Below are 20,860 nucleotides of genomic sequence, written 5' to 3'. Positions count from 1 at the left end.
GCCAGTCTAGTTCGAACCCTGTGCCAGCCTCTCGCTAGACTGGAGGCATGACTGAGACCGCTACTTCCGCCGTGCCCGAAGACCAGAACGCAATCTCCGAAGGCCGCTCCGCCTACGGCTTCGGGTTAGCCACCATCGCTACCGCCACGGGCGGAGACACAGCCGATGCCACCATGCTGGACGTCTGGTTCCCGGCACCGGCACTGGGCATCGCAACCGAGAGCCTGCGTTCAGTGGAGAACGCGGACGCAACCCTGCGCCAGCTCGCCGAAGATAGCGCTGACCCGGACCGCGGCACCGAGCAGAAGGTGGTCTTCGTCCAGATCAACCTCGATGCAGCGCCGGCCGACACCGCCGACGCCTACCTTCGACTGCACCTGCTCTCCCACCGGTTGGTCCGGCCCAACACCATCAACCTGGACGGCGTCTTCGGCAAGCTCCCCAACGTCGTCTGGACCAACTTCGGCCCCGCTGCTGTGGAAGGCTTCGAGCTGACGCGTGCGAAGCTTCGCCGCCGCGGCGCCGTCACCGTCTACGGCATCGACAAGTTCCCCCGCATGGTGGACTACGTTGTACCCTCCGGTGTCCGGATCGCCGACGCCGACCGCGTACGCCTCGGTGCCCACCTCGCCGAAGGCACCACCGTGATGCACGAAGGTTTTGTGAACTTCAACGCCGGCACCCTGGGCACCTCCATGGTGGAAGGCCGCATCTCGGCGGGCGTCGTCACCGGCGACGGCAGCGACGTCGGCGGCGGCGCCTCCATCATGGGCACCCTCTCCGGCGGCGGCAAGGAGCGGATCGCCGTCGGTGAGCGCGTCCTGCTCGGCGCCAACTCCGGCGTCGGAATAAGCATTGGCGATGACTCCGTGGTGGAGGCTGGCCTCTACGTCACCGCCGGCACGCGCGTGCGGGTGCCCGGGCCCAGGGACGAAGTGGGCGAGGACACCACCAGGATCGTCAAGGCCGCAGAGTTGTCCGGCGTCCCCAACCTCCTCTTCCGCCGTAACTCCACCACGGGCGCCGTGGAAGCGTTGCCGCGCAAGGGCCAGACGGTGGAACTTAACGACGCCCTCCACGCCAACTGACGCGTTGGCAGCACGTGGACGTGATTTCTGGCGCGCCACCGTGCTCCTGCTTACCCTGGCGCTTTTAGCTGGCGGCGTTTATACCGTGGTGGCTTTCGTGCAACGCTCCGAAACCCTGGTTTCGGAGCGTTGCACGGCCGACGTCGGGACCCAGCACGCGGCGCTTGCAACGGACCAGGCGGTTTATGCTTCGCTGATCACCGCGGTGGCCGTTCGGCGCAGCCTTCCGCCGCGGGCAGCCAGCATCGCCTTAGCGACTGCCATGCAGGAATCCAAGCTGCGCAACATTGGCCACGGCGACTCGGCCGGCCCTGACTCCCGCGGGCTGTTCCAGCAGCGTCCGTCGCAGGGGTGGGGCACCAAGGCTCAGGTCATGGACCCGTACTATGCCACCAACGCCTTCTACGACGCCTTGGTCAAGATCCCCGGCTATGAGTCCCTGGAAATCACCGACGCCGCCCAACGGGTCCAGCGTTCGGCGTTCCCCCACGCCTACACCCAGCATGAAGTGATGGGCCGGTCCTTCGCGTCAGCACTGTCCGGACAGACCCCGGAAGCGGTGCAGTGCATCCTCCGTGCTCCCCAGGAGTCCGGTGCGCCTGACATCGTCGAGACCGAGCTCGTCCAGGCGTATGGCGCCCTGGCGATTGTTACCGAGGGCGAAGTGCTGGTTGTTCGAGCCAGCGGCAGCCACGCCTGGTCCGTGGCGCAGTGGGCCGTGGCCAACGCCAAGCAGCTCGCCGTGACCCAAGTGGATGTTGCCGGCAGGAGCTGGCTCCGCCAGGACCAGGCCGGCTGGCAGGTTTCTGACGCAGCGGACGGCCAGGTCAGGATCACGGTGGCACCTGCGGGCACGGGCAACTGACCGGCCACGCCGGAATCCGCATCGCCGACCTCCTCAGACGAGGATTTCCACGACCGGCTGGACGTAGCTGCGGAAGAGTTCCGGCTGGGACATGAGGTTGTGGCTCATGATGATCTTGTCCGGCTCCAGGTACCACGCCCGCTGTTCGTTGAGCGGCAGTTCAATGATGGTCAGGCTGAAGTCCCGAGCCTCGCGGCCAACCTCCATCAGCCGGTCATCCACTAGGTCGCCCAACAGCTGGTCCGATCCACTGGCCACCCGTTCGGCCTCCAGCCGGGCATATTCGCTGCGGCGTTCCCGCGCCCACGTCAGGGCGGAGCCGAAATGCGCCTGCAGGACACGCTGGAGGGCCGGGGAGTTGCCAAAGGCCTCAAAGTCGGGCGGGGACAGTTCCGGGGCAGTCTGGGGATGCGCTTTAAGCAGCTGCTCCCACCAGGCTTCCCATTCGGTCTTGAGTGCGCTGACTCCACCGACGTCCGCGGTGAGATGTGAGTGGTCGGCATGGCGGATCTTGGGCGCCGCGTGTGACAGTGCCGGATTGCCTGCGCCGTCAAGGCCTGCCGCGTCGCGGACAAACAGCGCGATCATCAGGGGTCCGGACGTGTCCGTGGTGATCTGCCAACCGGAACCACCTGTGTGATGCATTCCATTTCCTCCTGTGGCCTGCCCGTACCGGCTCGGTTGGCCGGCTGCCCTCCCCTGGCTCCCAGTCTATTCCCGTTGACCCCGGACGGTAATGTCAGGCGGCAACGCTCCTCAGGTGCCGCTCCAGGACGTCATGGCACATCTGTGCAGTCATCCAGGCCGGCTGGAGGAGGGCGTGCATGCAGAGCCCGTCGATAGTAGCCAGCAGCCGCTCTGCCTCGACCGTCAGCGACTGGCGGCCGCCGCCGTCGTCGGTCACCAATGCGTTGATCACCCGCCCGACGACGGCGGCCACCTCCCGGTGGCTGCGGTCGGCTTCCGCCGCGAGGAAGGGCCGGATCCGGGCGGCGTTTTTGAACGCCATCCAGACGCAGGCATCCACGGCCCGATCTTCGTCCAGCGGCAGGAATTCACCCAGGAGGGTTAAAACGGACTCATGCTGCGCGTCAGACGCCGGAACGCTCCCCTCCATCGCTGGCAGGGCTGCGGTAAGCCTGGCCAGGATCCGGTCCACGACGGCCGCGAAGGAAAACCTGAGCAGCTCCTCACTGCCGGCAAAGTAGTGCCGGACGGAGCCCACAGCCAGGCCGGCTTCGTCGGCCACCTCGCGCAGGGAGGCCCGTTCCAGCCCGTCCACGGCGATAATCCTGAAGACGGCTTCCACGATCTCTGCTCGCCGGGCTTCGGCATCAACGATTTTGGGCACACTTATTATTTAGCACACCCGTGCTGGAAGCCTTTCCAACGGTGGAATTGGGATAGCGTGGGAGGCATGAAAATTCTGGTCACAGGTGGCACCGGGTACATCGGCTCGCACACTGTTTTGTCATTGCAGGAAGCCGGGCACGACGTGGTGGTGCTCGACAACCTGGTGAACTCGAGCGAGGAATCGCTGCGGCGCGTAGCGGGGCTCAGCGGCAGGAGCGCGGAATTCCACCATGTTGACCTCGTGGACGAGGCGGCGGTGGACAGCGTCTTCGTAGGCAACTCGATCGACGCCGTCATCCACTTCGCCGGCCTGAAAGCCGTGGGTGAGTCCGTGCGCGAGCCGCTCAAGTACTACTACAACAACCTCGTGGGCACACTGAACCTGGTCCGCGTCATGGACCGCCATGACGTCCGCTCCATTGTCTTCAGCTCCTCCGCCACCGTGTACGGCGAGCACAATCCCATTCCCTACGTGGAGAAAATGGAGATCGGCGCCAACAACCCCTATGGCCGGACCAAGGAACAGATCGAGGATGTCCTCGCGGATTTGGGCGCCGCGGACGGCCGCTGGCACATCGCCCTGCTGCGCTACTTCAACCCGGTGGGCGCGCACCCGTCCGGCCGTATTGGCGAAGATCCCCAAGGAATCCCCAACAACCTCGTACCCTTCATCGCCCAGGTGGCCGTTGGGCGCCGCGAGAAACTGATGGTCTTCGGCGGCGACTACGACACCCCGGACGGCACCTGCCTGCGTGACTACATCCACGTGGTGGACCTCGCCGAAGGCCATGTGGCGGCCCTGAACCACGTTGCCGACCGCGCAGGCGTGTTCCGCTGGAACCTCGGCTCCGGCAAGGGCTCCTCCGTACTGGAGGTCCTGCGGTCGTTCGAGAAGGCCGTGGGTCAGCCCATCCCCTATGAGATCACCGAGCGCCGGGCGGGTGACCTCCCCGCGTTCTGGGCAGATGCCACCTCGGCCCTGGCTGACCTGAGCTGGTCCACCACCAAGACTGTGGACGAGATGTGCGAAGATCACTGGCGCTGGCAAAAGAACAACCCCCTCGGCTACTCCGCTTAGATAGCAACTCTTAAAACAACGCGGGGTCACTTCCGGCCCAATCCATGGTGTGGAGAAGGCGGGAAGTGACCCCGCGTTGCTTTGGTGGCTAGCGTGCCGGGTAGTCGCGCTCCGGCTCGCCGATGTACAGCTGGCGCGGGCGGCCGATCTTGGTGTTCGGGTCGCTGATCATTTCACGCCACTGGGCGATCCAGCCCGGCAGGCGGCCGATCGCGAACAGCACGGTGAACATCTTCTCCGGGAAGCCCATGGCCTTGTAGATCAGGCCGGTGTAGAAGTCCACGTTCGGGTAGAGCTTGCGCTGGATAAAGTAGTCATCGTTCAGCGCCTTCTCTTCCAGGCGCAGGGCGATTTCCAGCAGTTCGTCGTTGCCGCCGAGCTTGGTGAGAATCTCGTGGGCCGTAGCCTTGACGATCTTGGCACGCGGATCGTAGTTCTTGTAGACACGGTGTCCGAAGCCCATGAGGCGGACGCCGTCTTCCTTGTTTTTGACCTTCTCCATGTAGTCCTCGGGCTTGGTGCCGTCGGCCTGGATCTGGCGGAGCATCTTCAGCACTGCCTCGTTGGCGCCGCCGTGGGCGGGGCCGAAGAGGGCGTTGATGCCGGCTGACACCGAGGCAAAGAGGTTGGCGTTGGAGGAGCCCACCAGGCGCACCGTGGAGGTGGAACAGTTCTGCTCGTGGTCGGCGTGCAGGATCAGCAGCAGGTCCAGCGCCTTGGCGATGACCGGGTCCACCTCATACTGCTCGGCGGGCAGACCGAAGCTCAGGCGCAGGAAATTCTCCACGAGGTTGTGGGAATTGTCCGGGTACAGCATGGGCTGGCCGATGCTCTTCTTCAGGGCGTAGGCGGCGATGACCGGCATCTTGGCCAGCAGCCGGTACGTGGACACCTCGACCTGTTCCGCGTTGAACGGGTCCAGCGAGTCCTGGTAGAACGTGGACAACGCCGAGACAGCCGAGGACAGCACGGGCATCGGGTGGGCGTCACGCGGGAAGCCGCTGAAGAAGCCCTTGAGCTCCTCGTGCAGCAGGGTGTGGTGGCGGATGCGCTGGTCGAAGGCTTCCAGCTCCGTGGCGCTGGGAAGGTTGCCATAGATCAGCAGGTAGGAAACCTCAAGGAAGCTGGAGTGCTGTGCCAGCTGCTCGATGGGATATCCGCGATAACGCAGGATGCCCGCATCGCCATCGATGTAGGTGATAGCGGAGGCGGTTGCTGCGGTGTTCATGAAGCCGGGGTCAAAGGTGACTGCGCCCGTCTGCTTGAGCAGCTTGGAAACGTCGTAGCCTTCGTTTCCTTCAACAACCTGGATGCGCGGGAGCTTGAGCTCGCCTCCTGCATGGTGCAGGGTTGCGCTGTTGGTCTCGGTCATGGAGTCCCCTTCATGAGGCGCTTGGCCTCTGTCGAAAGCTTGATCCAACATCCGGTGAGCCGCGCACTGTCCCTGCTCTGTCAGGATTCCAACACCCGGGCTGCCCTCTTGTAGAAAGCCACCATTGATAGTCACTTAAAAAGTACCGCCGAATGGACTGGTGCCGCTAATCGGCGGCATTCAAATGCCCCCCAAAACGCCGCGTTTGTGGTACTAGTCACACGATTGTTACGGCATCGTGCTCAACCGGGTCACGGCCTCGTCGATCCGCTCGTCGGTACCGGTCAGCGCGACTCGCACATAGCCGTTGCCTGTTTCGCCGTAAAAGACGCCCGGCCCCACCACGATGCCCAGGTCGGCCAGCCGCGCCACAGTTTCCCACGTGCTCTCGCCGGCAGTGGACCAGAGGTACAGTCCGGCGTCGGAATCCTTGATCTCCAGCCCAAAGCGCTGCAGTGCCGGAATCAAGCGTTCGCGCCGCCCACGATAGACGTCTTTCTGGGCCATGACGTGGCCGTCGTCGCCAAGCGCCACCCGCATGGCTTCCTGCACGGGGTACGGCACAATCATGCCGGCGTGCTTGCGGCTGTTGACGAGATTGGCCATGATGGCCGGATCTCCCGCCACGAATGCTGCCCGGTAGCCTGCCACGTTGGACTGCTTGCTCAATGAATAGACCGCAAGGAGCCCCTCGTGTGAGCCGCCGGCAACGCGCGGATCCAGGATGCTGGGGATCTGCTCGCCGCCCCGCTGGGCATCCCACGCGCCCCAGCCGAGCTCCGCATAGCACTCGTCCGAGGCCACCACAGCGCCGAGTTCGCGTGCGTGCGCCACCAGGGCCTTCAGCGACTCAACGTCCCGGACACTTCCGGTGGGATTCCCCGGGGAGTTGACCCAGATGAGGCGCACCCTGGCGCGGGTAACGTCGTCGAGTTCGTCCAGGTTGTCTGTTGCCACGGAGGTGACACCAGCGAGAGTGGCCCCGATGTCGTAGGTGGGGTAAGCCACCTTGGGGCGGACGACGACGTCGCCCGGCTTCAGCCCGAGCAGGAGGGGCAGCCACGCGACCAGTTCCTTGGACCCCACCGTCGGCATCACGTTCTTCGGATCCAGGCCCGGCACTCCGCGGCGGCGGTCAAACCACGTGGCGATGGCCTCACGCAGGCCGGCAGTGCCGTGAACCGTGGGGTACCCCGGAGCGTCAGCAGCAGCTTTGAGGGCTTCCTGGATCAGCGCCGGCGTGGGGTCCACGGGGGTGCCGATGGAGAGGTTCACGGCCCCGCCGGGATGCTCGGACGCCTTGGCCAGATACGGGGCCATTGCCTCCCACGGGTAATCGGGCAGGCTCAGGCCAAAAGTGTTCACCGCTGAGGACACCGGAGAGCCCGGCTCAGAGGTCTTGGTTCTGCGGCGGCAGGGCGGCAATCATAGGGTGGTCCTTGCCCGTGTTGCCAATTTTGGCGGCACCGCCGGGTGACCCCAGATCATCGAAGAATTCGACGTTGGCCTTGTAGTAGTCAGCCCATTCCTCAGGGGTGTCATCCTCGTAGTAGATGGCCTCAACCGGGCATACCGGTTCGCAGGCACCACAGTCGACGCACTCATCAGGGTGGATGTACAGGGAACGCTCACCCTCATAGATGCAGTCGACCGGGCACTCCTCAATACATGCCTTGTCCTTGACATCTACACACGGCTGCGCGATTACGTACGTCACGTCCCTTGCCTCTCCACGTTGTTTCCGGCGAACGCCGGCCCTTGAATCCGGCTCAATAGCCGGACTGTTGACTTCTGAGCCTATTATCTCCCAGCCCGTTCCCGCGAACCTAGCGGGCCGCCTTAGTATGAACTGGTGAGTCCCGCCCAGCCTACGCCCCGTGATTTCCTGGCCACCGCCGCGCCCGGAACCAGGGTTGTGGTCCGTTACCGAATCGACGGGGGGCTGACAGACGCGTTGGGCCACCTGGTGGCCACCGACGACGGCGAGTGCACAGTCCGGACGCGGAAGGCCGACGTCGTAATCCCTTTGGACCTCGTGGTCGCCGCTAAGGAAGTGCCGCCAGCCCCCGGGCGGCGCCCGGTGCGCCGCTGACCTTCTGAGGATCACCTTCAGCAGGCAAAAAAACTGCCGGTACGACGGCGGGAATCCCGCCTGCCGTACCGGCAGTTCATGACAGCTGACTCAGCCGCCCCACCCCCGAGTTTTTGTCCAGATAACGAGGCCCAGGCAGACCAAAAGTGCCGTTATCTGGACAAAAACTCTATTAGGACTTGGCGCGGGCGCGGGTGGCCTTGGCGCGTTCGCTGGCGTCCAGGATGAGCTTCCGGATACGGATGGACTCCGGGGTCACCTCAACGCACTCGTCTTCGCGGGCGAATTCCAAGGATTCTTCCAGAGTCAGGTTGCGGGGCGGGGTCATGTTCTCGAAAGTGTCCGAGGACGCTGCGCGCATGTTGGTGAGCTGCTTTTCCCTGGTGATGTTCACGTCCATGTCATCGGCGCGTGAGTTCTCGCCAACGATCATGCCTTCGTAGACCTCGGAGGTGGGCTGCACGAAGAATGACATGCGTTCCTGGAGCTTGATCATCGCGAACGGGGTGACCACTCCAGAGCGGTCAGCCACGATCGAACCGTTGGTGCGGTACTCGATGGGGCCGGCCCACGGCTCGTAGCCCTCGGCGATGGAGGAAGCAATGCCGGCACCACGGGTGTCGGTGAGGAACTTGGTGCGGAAGCCGATCAGGCCACGGGCCGGAACGATGAACTCCATGCGGCACCAGCCGGTGCCGTGGTTGGCCATGTTGGTCATGCGGCCCTTGCGGGCGGCCATCAGCTGGGTGACGGCGCCGAGGTACTCTTCCGGAACGTCGATGGTCATGTGTTCCATCGGCTCGTGGATCTTGCCGTCGACGGTCTTGGTGACAACCTGCGGCTTGCCGACAGTCAGTTCGAAGCCTTCACGGCGCATCTGCTCAACCAGGATGGCAAGGGCCAGCTCGCCACGGCCCTGGACTTCCCAGGCGTCGGGACGCTCGGTGGGGAGAACCTTGATGGAGACGTTACCGATCAGTTCCTTGTCCAGGCGGTCTTTTACCTGGCGGGCCGTGACCTTGGCGCCCTTGACCCGGCCGGCCAGCGGCGAGGTGTTGATACCGATGGTCATGGAGATCGCGGGATCATCCACGGTGATCAGCGGCAGCGGCTGCGGGTTGTCGACGTCGGTCAGGGTCTCACCAATGGTGATTTCCTCGATACCGGCAACGGCGACGATTTCGCCCGGGCCTGCAGACTCGGTGGGAACACGGTCCAGTGCCTTGGTGGCCAGCAGTTCGGTGATCTTGACGTTCTTGAGCTCGCCGTTGGCGCGGGCCCAGGCAACGGTCTGGCCCTTGCGCAGGGTGCCGTTGTAGATACGAAGCAGGGCAAGGCGGCCCAGGAACGGAGAGGCATCCAGGTTGGTCACGTGTGCCTGGAGGACGCCGTTCGGGTTGTACGTCGGGGCCGGGATGTGCTCGATGATGGTCTTGAACAGCGGCTCAAGGTCTTCGTTGTCCGGAGCGGAGCCGTCGGCGGGCTGGTCCAGGGAGGCGCGGCCCACCCTCGCTGCTGCATAGACGACCGGCACCTCAAGGATCTTGTCAAGGTCCAGGTCCGGAACTTCGTCGGCGAGGTCCGAGGCGAGGCCCAGGAGGAGGTCCATCGACTCATGGACAACTTCCTCGATGCGGGCGTCGGGGCGGTCCGTCTTGTTGACGAGGAGGATAACCGGCAGGTGCGCGGCCAGGGCCTTGCGCAGCACGAAGCGGGTCTGGGGCAGCGGGCCCTCGGATGCGTCAACGAGGAGTACAACGCCGTCCACCATGGACAGTCCGCGCTCTACTTCGCCGCCGAAGTCGGCGTGGCCGGGGGTGTCGATGACGTTGATGGTGATGGTTTCACCCTTGGAGGACGGTCCGTTGTAGGCCACGGTGGTGTTCTTGGCCAGGATGGTGATGCCCTTTTCGCGCTCCAGGTCGCCGGAGTCCATCACGCGGTCTTCGAGGTGGTTGTGTTCGGCAAAAGAGTTGGTCTGCTTGAGCATGGCGTCGACCAGTGTGGTCTTGCCGTGGTCAACGTGGGCCACGATCGCGACGTTGCGGAGGTCACTGCGTGAGGCAGTGGCTACCGCGGTGTTGGTGGTGGTTTCAGACATGCGTAAGTGCTCGATTCAGTGGGTCAGCTGTAGAATTTCGCCGCATTTCCAACCGGAGTCCACGACGGATTGGCCCATTAACACAGGGCGCCTTCCATTATTCTAAACGCTGCGGCTTAATGCGCCTAAAAATCGCGAACGGTCCGCGGTTGGCCGAAGCGCCGGCCTAGGCCCCGACACGGCCGGACTGTGAGCAAAGTCACTGGATTTTCGTCACATTCTGCCCCATCATGGCTGTGATACGTCAAGCAAGCCCGGAGAACCACTGATGCGAAAAGCCTCGGCTCTGTCCCGCCTAGTCGCATCGGGAATCGCCGCTGGCGTCCTCCTCGGCGGCTGCGGGCAGGCACCTGCACCACATGCTTTGTCCGCCGTGCAGTCTTCTGCGCCTGCGGCCGGGGCGCCTGCGGCCGCGGCCGGACCCGGGGCAGCAGGTGGTGTTGCCGGGCGATACAACGCCCCCGGAGTGGACCCGGCAGGTTACGTTATCCGCAATCCCGCAAGCGGCCGTGACGAAGTAGTGCTGCCGGACATGCGGCATACGGCGCTCCTCATCGGCGATTCCCAGTCCGAACCGGCCGACGGATGGCCGCGCCTTGGCCTGGCCGCTGTTGGCTACAAGGTGCACTTCTGCGGACTCGGCGGAACCGGGTTCGTGGCTGCCAACGAAAAGACCGGCAATTACATCGATGCCCTGGAACAGGGAGACTGGAAGCTCCCTTATGGGGCGCCGGCTCTGATTGTCATCCAGGGGGGCGGCAACGATGCCGCCCGCGGCGCGACGGACGCGCAGATCGAGGCCAACGCCGAACGCCTGATCAATGCCCTGCAGGAGCGCTATCCGGGCGCCACGATGGCGCTGATCGGCACGCTGGCGCGTGGCGCCGACCACGGCGGCGGTCGCAGGACCCAGGTTGACGCGCTGCTGGGAACGCTGGCTGTCAGGCACGGCATCCCGTTTGTGGGCGTCGGCGACTGGCTGACCAAGTACAACCTCGCCAAGAACCTGGCTGATGCCGTGCACATGGACGCAGCTGGACGGAAGACCCTGGGCGGGCTGCTCGAGAGCAGGCTCCGGCAGCTTCGGCTCGAACTGCAGCCAACGGGAGGCACTGTCCCCTCGGCGGCCACACCGCAGGTCCCGGCAAGCTGACCGAGTCTCAACTGAGGATCGAGCCACCCGGAATGGACGCCTTTAGCAGGGATGGAGCCGGTGCCCCGCAGGGCACCGGCTCCATCCTTGTCCGGACTCAGGCGCGCGGACTGAGGTGCTTCGGTCAGGCAACTTCCGGCGGAAGCATCAACTTAGCCCCGGGGATCGCGTTCAGCAGTGCCTTGGTGTAATCCTGCTGCGGCGATTCGAAAACATCATCCGTGGACCCGGTTTCCACCAGCTTTCCCTTTTCCATGACACAGACGTGGTCCGCAATCTGGCGGACCACCGCCAGGTCATGGGTAATAAAGAGGTACGTCAGGCCAAGGTTGGCCTGCAGGTCTGCCAGAAGGTTCAGCACCTGGGCCTGGACCAGCACGTCCAGGGCGGACACGGCCTCATCACAAATGATCACTTCCGGATCCAGGGCCAGGGCCCGGGCAATCGCAATACGCTGGCGCTGTCCGCCTGAGAGTTCATTGGGATAGCGCTGCATGGTGGACTGCGGCAACGCCACTTGGTCCAGGAGTTCGCGCACCTTCTTTTCGCGGCTGGCTGCGTCACCAATCTTGTGGACCCGCAAGGGCTCCTCGATGGTCCGGAAGATGTTGTACATCGGGTCCAGCGAACCATACGGATCCTGGAAGATAGGCTGCACGCGGCGCCTGAACTTGAACAGTTCCTTGGGCTTGAGCAGCGACGTGTCGACGCCGTCGAAAAGAATCCTGCCGTCAGTAGGCTTTTCGAGTTGCAGGACCATTCTGGCCACAGTGGACTTGCCCGAGCCGGACTCCCCCACGATCGCCGTCGTGGTTCCTTTCTTGACGTCAAAGCTGACGCCGTCGACGGCTGCAAAGTCCGTCGATTTCCCCAGGCCGCTACGCAGTTTGTAGACCCTCCGCAGGTCATGGATCTGCAGGATGTTATCCGCGGCAGCCGCCTTGGTGGCGGCCACCAGCAGGTCGGACGCTTCCACGCCCTGTTCCTTGGCAACCTGAATACGCCGGCTTGCCAGCGACGGTGCTGACTCAACGAGCCGACGGGTGTAGGGGTGCTGCGGGTTCCGGAGCAACTCCAGGGAAGGACCGGATTCCACCACCCGGCCCCGGTACATCACCACCACCTTGTCTGCCCGCTCAGCGGCCAGACCCAGATCGTGGGTGATGAGCAGGACGGCCGTGCCGAGCTCCGTGGTCATGGTGTCCAGGTGATCGAGGATCTGCCGCTGAACCGTGACGTCCAGGGCGGACGTCGGCTCATCCGCGATGAGCAGTCGCGGCTGGCAGGACAGCCCGATGGCGATCAGCGCACGTTGGCGCATACCGCCGGAAAACTCGTGCGGGTACTGGTTGGCGCGCCGGTGGGCGTCCGGGAGGCCCGCCTCGGACAGCACCTTGGCGATGTCGTCCGGGCCGCTGGGCTGCCCGTTGGCCCTTAAGGTCTCCTTGACCTGGTAGCCGATCTTCCAGACCGGGTTCAGGTTGGACATGGGATCCTGCGGGACCATGCCAACCGTGTTGCCGCGCAGTTCGATCATCCGCTTTTCGGAGGCATGGGCAATGTCCTCCCCGTCAAGGAGAATCTGCCCGCCCGACACCGCGCCGTTGGTGGGCAGGAGCCCGATGGCGGCAAGCGCGGTGGTGGATTTGCCGGAGCCTGATTCGCCCACAATGGCCACGGTCTCACCGGGCATGATGGTCAGGTGCGCACTGCGGACTGCCTGGACGTCACCGCCGCCGGTCTTGAACGTAATGGCCAGGTCGCGGATTTCCAGCAAAGGCTCTAAGCCCGCGGGGCCCGCCTCGTCGATGTTGATTTCGGGAGTAGTCATCTCTTTGTCTCTCATCGCTGACGGCTCTTCGGATCAAGCGCGTCCCGGACAGCATCACCGAGCATGATGAAGCTCAGCACGGTGATGGACAGCGCCGCTGCCGGGTAGAGCATGATCTGTGGATGGGTGCGGATGGATGCCTGGGCACCCGCAATGTCATTGCCCCAGGACATGATGCCCTGCGGGAGCCCAATCCCCAGGAAGGACAGGGTGGCTTCCGCCACGATAAACACACCCAGTTCCAAGGTGGCCAGGACAATGATCGGTGCCAGCGCGTTCGGCAGGACGTGTCTGACAAGCGCGCCGAACCTCGAAACGCCCAACGAGCGGGCCGCGGTCACGAAGTCTGCGTTGCGGACCTCGATCACGGCTCCGCGGGTGATGCGCGCCATTTGAGGCCAAGCCAGCAGGGCGATGACAAACACGACCGTCCAGACGCTCCTGTTTTCCCTGAACAGCGGAAGCTGGGTGATGACCAGCGCACCAAGGATCAGGGGCAACGCGAAGAAGATGTCGCCCAGTCGGGCGAGCACTGCGTCAACCCAGCCGCCGTAGTAGCCGGCGATGGCGCCGATCGTGACACCGGTGACAAGCACGCACAGCACGGAAAGCACACCCACCGAGAGGGAGGCCTGTGTGCCGTGGATAACGCGGGAATAGATGTCACAGCCCTGGAACGTGAAGCCGAACGGGTGGCCCGCGGTGGGACCGCCTTCCGAGTTGGCCAGCTCGCAGCCGTCGTTCGGTGCCACCGACGACAAGAGGCCGGGAAAGAGCGCCACGACCAGTAGCGCGAGAATCAGGAGCGAGGAAATGATGAACAGCGGCCGACGGCGGAGCTTACGCCATGCATCCGACCACAGGCTCAGTGGTGCCTGGTCGGTCTTGACGGCGTCCGTTGCAAGCAGCGGTGTCTCGTCGATGGGCGCCACGAAGTGGCTGTTATTACTACTGGTCATAACGGATCCTCGGGTCTAGCCAGGCATACAGGAGATCAACGAGCAGGTTGGCCACCACAAAGACCAGCACAAGGACGCTGACGATGGAGACGATGGTGGGCCCTTCGCTGCGCAGGACCGCTTGATAGAGCTTGTTGCCTACGCCGGGAACGTTGAAGATACCTTCCGTCACGATGGCACCGCCCATCAGGCCGCCGAGGTTGGCGCCGAGGTAAGTCACCACCGGTATCAAGGAGTTGCGCAGGATATGTGCCATCACAACCCGCGGCCGGGACAGGCCTTTTGCAGTGGCGGTCCGTACATAGTCGGCGTTCATGTTTTCGCTCACCGAGGCCCGGGTCAGGCGAAGCACATAGGCGAAGGACACGAGTCCCAGGACTATGGCGGGAAGCAGCAGGCTGCCCCAGTCCGCGGTGGCACCGACCGTGGGTTTGGCCCAACCGAGCTGGACACCGAAAACCAGCTGGCAGACGAAGCCAAGGACGAAAGTGGGGACAGCGATGACCACGAGGGAGGCCACCAGGACGGTGGAGTCAAACCAGCCGCCGCGGCGGAGCCCGGCGAAGACGCCAAAGGCGACGCCGAAGATGGCCTGGATGGCCAGCGCTTCAACCGCCAGCATTGCCGTGACCGGGAAGACCCGGGCCAGGCTTGCTGCGATGGGCTGACCGGTGAAGTCATTGCCCAGGTTGAACGTGAAGAGGTTCTGCAGGAAGAGTCCGTACTGGACCCAGAACGGCTGGTCGAGGTGGTACTGGCTGCGGAGGGTGTCGATGACAGCCTGCGGGGGCTGGCGGTCCCCGAAGAGCGCAGCAATGGGGTCGCCGGGAAGGGCGAATACCATGTAATAAACCAAAAGCGTGGTGCCGATGAAGACGGGGATCACTTGGAGGAGTCGTCGCAGAATAAAGCGGACCACCGGATCACCAGCCTTCGGGAAGCGAAGAGGGGGATTTCATGTGTGCCTTCCTGCCTACAGGACAATGGGGGCCCGGCTGGTGCCGGACCCCCAGTTAGCCTGACGGCAAGTTTAGATCCTGGAGACTACTTGGCGGTGATGTTGTAGTAGAGAATGCCGCCATTCCAGCCGGTCTCAGCATTGATGACGGTATTGCTCCATACGATAGGCCGGGTGTAATCCCAGAGCGGCAGTCCGGGAAGGTCCTGGAACAGGATTTCCTGTGCCTTGTTGAACTTGGCGTTTGCCTCATCGGTGGACTTGGCGCCCAGACCTTCCTTGAGCAGCTTGTCGAACTCCGGGTTCGAGTACTTCTCGTAGTTGGAGGATGCGCCCGTGGCCCAGACAGGTCCAAGGAAGTTGTACAGCGACGGGTAGTCACCCTGCCAGCCACCGCGCGTCAGGCCCGGAAGGGACTGGGACTTGCGCAGGTTGAGTACTTCAGCGAACTTGGCGAAGGGTTGGATTTCAGCCTGGATGCCGAGGTTGTTCTTGAAGCCGTTGGCCACGGCATCAATCCACTCTTTGTGTCCACCGTCCGTATTGGACGCAATCTGGAGCGGCTTGGAGCCGTCGTAGGGCTTGATCTTTTCGGCCTGGGCCCAGAGGTCCTTGGCCTTGGCCGCGTCGAACTTTAGCACTTCGCTGCCCGGGATGTTCTTGTTGTAGCCGTCGATCCCCGGCGGGGCGAACCCTGTAGCCGGCGTTTTGGTTCCGTTGAAGACCACCTTGGTGATTTCCTCACGGTTGATGGCGTAGGACAGTGCCTGGCGGCGCAACTTTCCAGCTTCCCCTTGGAAGTTCGCGTTGTAGCCCGGGATGTTCAGAGTAGCGTCGCTGGCAACCGGCTTGGTGGCGTTACGGTCCGGGAAATCCGTGACGTAGGTCTTCGTCGCGTTGGAGGGCAGAACGTCGGTGATATCAAGGTTGTCAGCCTGCAGGTCCGTGTAGGCGGGGCTGGGATCAGTGTAGATCTTAAACGTCACGCCACCGTTCTTAGCTGCGCGGGGACCGCTATAGTCGGCGTTCTTGACGAGCGAGATTGACTGGTCATGGACCCAGGCGCCCGTCTTTTCGAACTTATACGGGCCGTTACCCACAGGGTTTTCGCCGTACGTCTTGGGGTCCTTTAGGGCAGCGGAGGGCAGCGGGTAGAAGGCCGAGTAGCCAAGGCGAAGCGACCAGTCCGCCTCCGGTTGGGCCAGCTTCACTGTCAGGGTGGAATCGTCGGTGGCCGTCAAACCGGACATGGTCTCGGCCTTCGGGGCCGGAGTGGTGGTGGTCTTGCCATCCGCGGACTTCTCCGTGGTTACCGCGGAGACGTCTTCATAGCCGGCAATGGATTCGAAGAAGAAACTGTTGTTCTGCAGGTTCTTGGAGTTCGCTGCGAAGTTCCAGGAGTCAACGAACGTCTTGGCGGTGATGGCCTCGCCATTGGTGAACTTCTGGCCCTGCTTGATCTTGATGGTCCAGTTCTGGGCGTCAGGCGAGTCGATGGACTCTGCGAGGGCGTTGACCGGCTTGCCGTCGGCATCATAGCTACGGAGGCCTTCGAACAGCAGCTCTACAACGTGCCCACCGCTGGTCTCGTTGGTGTTCGCCGGCAGCAACGGGTTCTGGGGTTCGCCGTTGTAAGCGGTGATGACCTTGTTGGGGTCAGCGGCAGATTGGCTGGCGCCGTCATTGCTGCCGCCTCCAGCGCCGCAGCCGGTCAGGGCTAGGGCGGCGATCGCCACCATGCCGAGTGCTTTGGAAGTGCGCGTGAAACGCATTCCGCCTCCTATGAGTTGTGGGAGATGATCAGGGGAAATCGTTTGCTCCCCGGCAGGCCTGCCACAGATCTACCCTGTGACGTAGCCCATGTACGAGTAGCCTAACCGCACAAAGTCCAAATACTGGTACACCGTTGCCAAACCGTAATCAGTTAACCGCCGATAACTAGCCTGCCCCGGAAAGTTGCGCAAGTCACATGCTACTCGTTGGTAGGACTGAGGGCGAACTCGGCCCCGGGCGCCGGTGCGCAGGGCGTTCGGCAAGCCCGTCCCGGCCTATTTCAGTCGCCACTCCCACACGTTCCACCACACACCCAGGACGCCCGAACTGGGTTTAACGCCGGTCACGCGGTTGCTGAACGCGATCGTTCCAAGTGTCTGGTAGAGCGGCAAACCGTAGGCGTTTTCCCATACCCGCTTGTCGACGTCGGCCATCAGTTCGTCCTGTTTCGCCAGGTCCGTGGTGCTGGCGAGGTCGTCCATGGCTTTGTCAGCATCGGCGTCGGAAAACCCGTTGAAGTTGCTGCCACCCCCGGTTTTGAAGATCTGCGGGATGCGGCTGACGCCGACTCCGGGGCCGATCCAGCCGAGGATGGCAGCGTCGTACGAACCGGTGCTCAGCGCGGACACCCAGTCCGCATTGCCAAGGCCTGCGTCGTTAACGGTGAAGCCCGCCAGGCGGGCCGAGTCCCGGATCAGGGAAAAGGCCCGAACACGGTTGGGATTGTCCTTGTTGTACAGGATCCGGATTGTGGGGACAGCACCGCGCAACTGGGACGTTGCACCCTGGATATCCACCTCCGAATATTTGGTGGACCCGTTGTTCTTCACCGTCTCGGCGTACTTGGGATGGGACGGCAGGAAAACGTGCGAGTCCAACGGTTTCGCATCCGCCATCAAACCGCCCACCACGTCCTCGACGAGCTCCTGCCGCGGAACTGTCTTAAGGAATGCCTCACGGACCTTCTTGTCTGCGAACGGGCCGGAGAACTTGAGGTCTAGGTGGTCGTAACCTGACTGGCTGTACCGCTCAACGGTGTTCCCCTTGGCGGCCAGCCCTTCGAAGAGGCCATCGGTCCCGGCTGACGGCTGCGCCGCAATGACGTCCGCCTGTCCCGTGCTGAGCGCCGAGACGGCGGCAGGGACGGCCCCGGTGAACCGGACGTTGATCTCATCCAGGTAAGGCTCTGGCCCCCAGACGTAGTCCTTGTTCCGGACGAGCCTCATTGAGGTGTCCGGTACGATGTCCCGGACGATGTAGGGGCCGCTGGACAGGTACATGGCCGGGTCCTGAGGCAGCGTCTTGCTGTTGAATCCGGCGTTCCAGAAGTCACTGACCCGCTTCAGCGGTGAGTTGACCGCGGGTTCGTCGGCCTTGCCGCGCGGCGAGCTTTTGATCAGCTTAATAAGGTCGTCTTCGTCGTTCAGGCCGCTTTTAGCGGCAACAACATGGGCCGGGAGTCCGACGTCGAACGCCACCTCCCAGTCCGCGTACGGGGAGGTGTACTCGAGGGTGATGGACCGGCCGTCGCTTCCGGTCTCCGGGAGTGCGGTGGCCGCGAGTCCGGTCCTGTCAGAGGCGGCAGAGAAGTACGTCGTGCCGGTGCCTGCCGAAGAGTTGGCATCGTCGAAATAACCGGAACCGGCTGCCCACGCGAGGAGGAGATCCCCGGCGTCGATAGCTTCGCCGTCGGACCATTTCACACCCTCGTTGACGGTATACCTCACCTTCAGGGGCCGGTCGGAGACCTTTTCAAAGCGGCCGAACTTCTCGTTGTGGACCACCTGTTCGGTGTTGTCCACGTAGTAGAACCCGGAATGGGTGATGTGGCCGATCTTTGTGTTGATGTCCGTGTTGCCGGCAGCACTAAACGGGTTGAAGGAGGTAAAAGCGTTCACCTCGGCAACCGTTGCGCTTCCGCCGCGGTTCGACTCCCCCACCACCACTGGTGCGGCTCCCCCCGAGCCGGAGCATCCTGAGATGACCAGAGCCGCCACCACGGCCCCGGTGATGAGCTCAATCAGGCGCCTTAGCGGCATGGAGTCTCCTTTGCAGTCCGGAATCAGACGTTGCAAAGAAAGTACCTCATATCCCCGCGCGACGTTGAATCTCCTGGTTTTCCTTGAATTCTAGCGGTTCCAAGGTGGGCCAGTGTTGTCCGGCTGCGCCCGCTGGTAGGTCTCCCGCACACGTTTATGTCGCCACGCAATCCTTCGCAGGAGCAGGGTCCGGCCCCCGCATATCATGAGGGTCAGCCGTACACCGATCACTGAAGGACGCCCATGCCTGGGCGAGCGGCTTGGATTCGACAGCGCCTGGCTGCGCCACCGCCATCTGCAGTTCGGAATCTCCTCCCACATTGCGATCATGGCCGCGGCCAGCCAGCGCACCTCCCGGATCGAGCTTTGGAACCGCCGTGACCCCGATGGGCGGCAAGCAAGAAATCAGCCATCTGGGCGGGGGCAAACGGATGCAATCTGCTCTCCAGCAGTGTGATCTTCCCCGAATCGAATCAGGAAAAGGAGTTCGCGCAAATCCAGCAAGCACAGATCCGCGCCTATCGTGAAGCTGCCACGGCGTCGTCCCAATCACACCGGCCAGCCCGGGCCTCACAAGGACTGGTGGTGATGCCGACCGATTCGGCTTCAGCGAGACAGCGGGAAAAGTACCAGCGATACGTCCATGAACGCACGGCTTGGACCCGGGCCCCGCAGGGGCCAAGGGGGATGCTGTTCGCCCCCGATCTCATCGGGTGTAGTCGGCCTGGCCCGGCAGATACGGAAACATCGGGCGCAGGCACTTCCGTGCGTGGCGCAGCCACCGTGCCTCGCTGGTAAAGCCCAGCAGCGCCTGCATCACGGCCAGCGTCATCAGTTCGGCATCACTGATCCTGGGCGCAATACCGATCCGGGGACGCGGCGGGATACGTCCCGGATACGCCTTCAACAGGTCATCGACCTTCACATAGAATGCAGTGGCAAGGTGTCCAGATCGGTGTCCACGTGAGCCTCCAAGTTCGACGTTGATACCGCCGATTCTGGACACCCTTGCCTACAAACACATCAAGCCACGCCGGGCAGAGCATCCCTTGGAATTACTCATCTAGCCTTCATACCCCCTGGCGGGGGCGCCGTGCCGGCGTGAAAATTGGATTGGGTTGCCCGCAACGTCGACCGTTCCTTGGCGCCTGAGCCCGTGGATTAGTCTGGCGTGGGGCTTCGTGAAGGGCCGCGCACTGTTGCCTTGAGCACGCCGATCAGATTCTCGGTTTCCCTTATGAGCCCCGGGCAACCCTTCATTGCAGCGTCACGCAGGAGGGAATTCCGATGGGTGTGGAAGGGATGCAGATCGACGTCGCCGACGACGATCAGCTCGTGCAACGGGTCGCGGCGATCGATGTCGCCAAGGCCAGTCGGATGGTGTGCACGCGGGTGCCGCATGAGACCACCCCGGGTAAACGGGTGAGCAGGGTATGGCAGGTGGCGGCCACCACCAACGCGATCCTTGGTCTGGCTGAGGAACTGGCATCCGAGGGCATCGAGCGCGTCGTGCTGGAGTCCACCAGCGACTACTGGCGCCCGTTTTACTACCTGCTCGAAGCACACGGTCTGCAGGTGTGGCTCGTCAATGCCCGCGACGTCAAGAACGTCCCCGGCAGGCCTAAAACCGACAAACTCGACGCGATCTGGCTGGCCAAGCTGAACGAGCGGGGCATGTTGCGTCCCTCGTTCGTCCCGCCGGTCCAGATCCGCCGGCTGCGCGACTACACCCGCCTTCGTCTGGACCTGACCACGGAACGTTCCCGTCACGTCCAACGCCTGGAGAAGCTGCTCGAGGACGCGCTGATCAAGATCTCGATCGTGGCCACCGACATCATGGGTGTTTCCGGAAGGGCGATGATCGAGGCGCTGATCGCCGGGCAACGTGACCCCCTCGTCCTGGCGGACCTGGCCAGGGGCCGGCTGCGGGTCAAACACGCCGCGCTGGTTCAGGCCCTCACCGGCCGGTTCGACGACCACCACGGCGAGCTGGCCCGGGTCCTGCTGGACCAGGTCGACACCCTGACCGGCCAGATCGAACATCTGAGCACCCGAATCGAAGAGATCGCGGCAATCCGCGCAGCCCAAGGCGTCGACCCCGACGGCACCACCGGCCCCAACGCCGGCACCGGACCCGACGCGGCCCAGCTGACCGCCATCTCACGCCTTGATGAGATACCTGGCATCGGACCCCGTGC

17 protein-coding genes and 2 pseudogenes are annotated in these 20,860 nt (G+C 63.5%); 7 read left to right on the top strand and 12 right to left on the bottom strand.

Annotation, left to right across the window (positions count from 1 at the left end; translation table 11 throughout):
- Positions 1-47: 47 nt before the first annotated feature.
- Positions 48-1,088 carry a 2,3,4,5-tetrahydropyridine-2,6-dicarboxylate N-succinyltransferase gene (gene dapD, locus ABIB45_RS00095; protein WP_354213846.1) on the top strand — a complete coding sequence of 347 codons (1,041 nt, stop codon included), beginning with the start codon at positions 48-50 and terminating at the stop codon, positions 1,086-1,088.
- A 4-nt stretch (positions 1,089-1,092) separates the two neighbouring features.
- Entirely contained in the window at positions 1,093-1,953 is an 861-nt protein-coding gene (locus ABIB45_RS00090) for a hypothetical protein (protein WP_502914508.1), read from the top strand.
- A 33-nt stretch (positions 1,954-1,986) separates the two neighbouring features.
- Here ABIB45_RS00090 and ABIB45_RS00085 read toward each other — a convergent pair whose 3' ends face one another.
- Positions 1,987-2,598, bottom strand: a complete 612-nt coding sequence (locus ABIB45_RS00085) for a hypothetical protein (protein ID WP_354213845.1) — start codon at positions 2,596-2,598, stop codon at positions 1,987-1,989.
- A gap of 94 nt (positions 2,599-2,692) precedes the next feature.
- Complete coding sequence (locus ABIB45_RS00080; protein ID WP_354213844.1) at positions 2,693-3,304, bottom strand: TetR/AcrR family transcriptional regulator; 612 nt, start codon at positions 3,302-3,304, stop codon at positions 2,693-2,695.
- 66 nt (positions 3,305-3,370) lie between these two features.
- Here ABIB45_RS00080 and galE point away from each other — a divergent pair, with 66 nt between their 5' ends.
- A complete protein-coding gene (galE, locus tag ABIB45_RS00075) occupies positions 3,371-4,384 on the top strand; it encodes a UDP-glucose 4-epimerase GalE (RefSeq protein WP_354213842.1) in 1,014 nt (337 codons plus the stop codon).
- A gap of 88 nt (positions 4,385-4,472) precedes the next feature.
- On the opposite strand, the gene ABIB45_RS00070 is transcribed toward galE, so the two are convergent.
- The 3 genes from ABIB45_RS00070 to fdxA all read right to left on the bottom strand — a co-directional run bounded on the left by ABIB45_RS00070 (position 4,473) and on the right by fdxA (position 7,473).
- Positions 4,473-5,756 carry a citrate synthase gene (locus ABIB45_RS00070; RefSeq protein ID WP_354213840.1) on the bottom strand — a complete coding sequence of 428 codons (1,284 nt, stop codon included), beginning with the start codon at positions 5,754-5,756 and terminating at the stop codon, positions 4,473-4,475.
- A 228-nt stretch (positions 5,757-5,984) separates the two neighbouring features.
- Positions 5,985-7,133 carry a succinyldiaminopimelate transaminase gene (gene dapC / locus ABIB45_RS00065; RefSeq protein ID WP_354213839.1) on the bottom strand — a complete coding sequence of 383 codons (1,149 nt, stop codon included), beginning with the start codon at positions 7,131-7,133 and terminating at the stop codon, positions 5,985-5,987.
- A 13-nt stretch (positions 7,134-7,146) separates the two neighbouring features.
- Positions 7,147-7,473 carry a ferredoxin gene (fdxA, locus tag ABIB45_RS00060; protein WP_354213838.1) on the bottom strand — a complete coding sequence of 109 codons (327 nt, stop codon included), beginning with the start codon at positions 7,471-7,473 and terminating at the stop codon, positions 7,147-7,149.
- Between the two features lie 135 nt (positions 7,474-7,608).
- On the opposite strand from fdxA, the gene ABIB45_RS00055 reads away from it, so the two are divergent.
- A complete protein-coding gene (locus ABIB45_RS00055; RefSeq protein WP_354213837.1) occupies positions 7,609-7,848 on the top strand; it encodes a putative acetyltransferase in 240 nt (79 codons plus the stop codon).
- Positions 7,849-8,020: 172 nt separating this feature from the next.
- Here the strand turns inward: ABIB45_RS00055 and typA are convergent, their stop codons facing one another.
- The gene (typA, locus tag ABIB45_RS00050) at positions 8,021-9,949 is read right to left on the bottom strand and encodes a translational GTPase TypA (protein WP_354158259.1); all 1,929 of its coding nucleotides are present in this window, start codon (positions 9,947-9,949) and stop codon (positions 8,021-8,023) included.
- Between the two features lie 373 nt (positions 9,950-10,322).
- Between typA and ABIB45_RS00045 the strand changes: the two genes are divergently transcribed.
- Positions 10,323-11,102, top strand: a complete 780-nt coding sequence (locus ABIB45_RS00045; protein ID WP_354213836.1) for an SGNH/GDSL hydrolase family protein — start codon at positions 10,323-10,325, stop codon at positions 11,100-11,102.
- Positions 11,103-11,226: 124 nt separating this feature from the next.
- On the opposite strand, the gene ABIB45_RS00040 is transcribed toward ABIB45_RS00045, so the two are convergent.
- From ABIB45_RS00040 to ABIB45_RS00020, 5 genes are all read right to left on the bottom strand, one after another.
- Positions 11,227-12,933, bottom strand: coding sequence for a dipeptide ABC transporter ATP-binding protein (locus tag ABIB45_RS00040; protein WP_354213835.1), 1,707 nt, complete (start codon positions 12,931-12,933; stop codon positions 11,227-11,229).
- A gap of 11 nt (positions 12,934-12,944) precedes the next feature.
- Complete coding sequence (locus ABIB45_RS00035; RefSeq protein WP_354213834.1) at positions 12,945-13,892, bottom strand: ABC transporter permease; 948 nt, start codon at positions 13,890-13,892, stop codon at positions 12,945-12,947.
- The gene (locus tag ABIB45_RS00030) at positions 13,882-14,811 is read right to left on the bottom strand and encodes an ABC transporter permease (RefSeq protein ID WP_354213832.1); all 930 of its coding nucleotides are present in this window, start codon (positions 14,809-14,811) and stop codon (positions 13,882-13,884) included. The genes ABIB45_RS00035 and ABIB45_RS00030 overlap by 11 nt, the downstream gene beginning before the upstream one ends.
- 125 nt (positions 14,812-14,936) lie before the next feature.
- Positions 14,937-16,622 (bottom strand): peptide ABC transporter substrate-binding protein, encoded by a 1,686-nt coding sequence (locus ABIB45_RS00025; protein WP_354213830.1) that lies wholly within the window; start codon positions 16,620-16,622, stop codon positions 14,937-14,939.
- A gap of 276 nt (positions 16,623-16,898) precedes the next feature.
- On the bottom strand, positions 16,899-18,662 hold the full coding sequence (locus ABIB45_RS00020) for an ABC transporter family substrate-binding protein (protein WP_354213829.1): 1,764 nt from the start codon (positions 18,660-18,662) through the stop codon (positions 16,899-16,901).
- Between the two features lie 247 nt (positions 18,663-18,909).
- On the opposite strand from ABIB45_RS00020, the pseudogene ABIB45_RS00015 reads away from it, so the two are divergent.
- A pseudogene (locus tag ABIB45_RS00015) lies at positions 18,910-19,382 on the top strand (LLM class flavin-dependent oxidoreductase); the annotation flags it as partial.
- Here the strand turns inward: ABIB45_RS00015 and ABIB45_RS00010 are convergent.
- Positions 19,372-19,625: pseudogene (locus tag ABIB45_RS00010) on the bottom strand (IS982 family transposase); the annotation flags it as partial. The pseudogenes ABIB45_RS00015 and ABIB45_RS00010 overlap by 11 nt on opposite strands.
- A gap of 324 nt (positions 19,626-19,949) precedes the next feature.
- Between ABIB45_RS00010 and ABIB45_RS00005 the strand changes: the two are divergent.
- A partial coding sequence (locus tag ABIB45_RS00005; protein WP_354213828.1) for an IS110 family RNA-guided transposase occupies positions 19,950-20,860 on the top strand: 911 nt, incomplete at its 3' end.

The organism is Arthrobacter sp. UYCo732, assembly GCF_040547265.1.
Taxonomy (GTDB): Bacteria; Actinomycetota; Actinomycetes; order Actinomycetales; family Micrococcaceae; genus Arthrobacter.
The sequence above is the reverse complement of the archived record's forward strand: the minus strand, read 5'-3'. Positions and strand labels throughout refer to the sequence as shown.

Bases quoted from the DNA above. Each gene is read 5' to 3' on its own strand.
- ABIB45_RS00040 (WP_354213835.1), bottom strand. From the start codon at position 12,933: ATGACTACTCCCGAAATCAACATCGACGAGGCGGGCCCCGCGGGCTTA.
- dapD (WP_354213846.1), top strand. From the start codon at position 48: ATGACTGAGACCGCTACTTCCGCCGTGCCCGAAGACCAGAACGCAATC.
- ABIB45_RS00025 (WP_354213830.1), bottom strand. From the start codon at position 16,622: ATGCGTTTCACGCGCACTTCCAAAGCACTCGGCATGGTGGCGATCGCC.
- ABIB45_RS00020 (WP_354213829.1), bottom strand. From the start codon at position 18,662: ATGCCGCTAAGGCGCCTGATTGAGCTCATCACCGGGGCCGTGGTGGCG.
- ABIB45_RS00070 (WP_354213840.1), bottom strand. From the start codon at position 5,756: ATGACCGAGACCAACAGCGCAACCCTGCACCATGCAGGAGGCGAGCTC.
- ABIB45_RS00035 (WP_354213834.1), bottom strand. From the start codon at position 13,892: ATGACCAGTAGTAATAACAGCCACTTCGTGGCGCCCATCGACGAGACA.
- typA (WP_354158259.1), bottom strand. From the start codon at position 9,949: ATGTCTGAAACCACCACCAACACCGCGGTAGCCACTGCCTCACGCAGT.
- ABIB45_RS00085 (WP_354213845.1), bottom strand. From the start codon at position 2,598: ATGCATCACACAGGTGGTTCCGGTTGGCAGATCACCACGGACACGTCC.
- galE (WP_354213842.1), top strand. From the start codon at position 3,371: ATGAAAATTCTGGTCACAGGTGGCACCGGGTACATCGGCTCGCACACT.